The 1211-nt window shown below is 34.5% G+C and carries 1 pseudogene; it reads left to right on the top strand.

Annotated elements, in window-relative coordinates:
* Window positions 1-333: 333 nt before the first annotated feature.
* Window positions 334-1211: pseudogene (locus B4C08_RS07550) on the top strand (hypothetical protein); the annotation flags it as partial.

The raw sequence follows: 1211 nt of genomic DNA, 5'->3' as shown, positions 1-1211 counted from the left end.
AAGTTTGCAACGCAAACTTTTAAAGATAAAAACAGACGTTATTTTCGGCTGGTTTTATCTTATCTCCAATTCCTAATATTTACACGTGTTGATTTATAAAAATAATAACATGGAAGATTCAAAAAATCTAGGAAAATTTTAGGCTTGAAACGACACAAAGAAAAAAGTGGGCAACAGATTGCGCAATAAAAAACAAGAGCTCCATGCAAATATTGGCAAACTAATTGTTTTTTAACATAATCACAGCATACTGCATCTATATCAAGGAGGAATCTTTATGAAAAAGCTACTTCTTTCTATTATATCAGTATTTTTTTTTCATTTATTTCGTGCATGAACATGAGTTCTGGCTCTAGCGAAAACGGCTCTGTGCGTGTTGCCTTGCCGGGAAGTTCCCGTGCAGCCTACAACAAAGACAATGCCGACAAATTTATTGTGCGCCTTTATAATGATGACTTTGACCAAACCGAAGAAGGTTCACTGGGAGGGGTAATAGAGTTTGGCGACCTAGAACCTGGAACATACACTGCCACAGCGGAAGCCTGGAACACAGACGAAAATATCCTTGAAGGAAGCGGAAGCGCGGAAATCAAAGTAAAAGCCGGCGAAAACACTGACTGCACCATAAAAATGATTCTTGAAGGCGCATTTTATTCAAAGTACATTCTCTTTAATGATTATGACAGCAATTTGTACGCATACGACTATTCAACTTGCACTGAAAACTGGAGCAAACAAAAATCATACTATCCTAAAGAAAACAATGACGGATATGTCTATTATTATAGCAACCAAGGTATTTATTGCACTGAAAATGATAGACATAGATACATAGAAAATAGTATTGAAGGCTCTTATTACGATAGAAGTGCGGATAAATTTTGGATTCTAAATGTGCTTTATGAAAACAGTAAATACAACTTTACTTTAATGAATAGTACAAATGAAGGGGATTCTATATTTAACACCGAAATTAAAAAGCACAAAGTTTTTAGTATTATTAATAAATACAGTTCTTTTTCTTTTGCAATTCAAGGAGATAATCTTTATTTTACATACTTAGGTGATGGAGACGCTTCTCAAACTATTTACTATGCAAAATATAATAACACAGAAATAGACATAGACGATGATGTCAAAAAGAAAATAAAACTTTCCGATTTTGGACTTTCCGGCAAAGTTACAGACTTGGCGGTTCTTGAAGACGGAAC

The organism is Treponema sp. UBA753, assembly GCF_002297325.1.
GTDB lineage: Bacteria > Spirochaetota > Spirochaetia > Treponematales > Treponemataceae > Treponema_D.
Note: the sequence above shows the minus strand (reverse complement) of the source record. Positions and strands in the feature narration are given on the sequence as shown.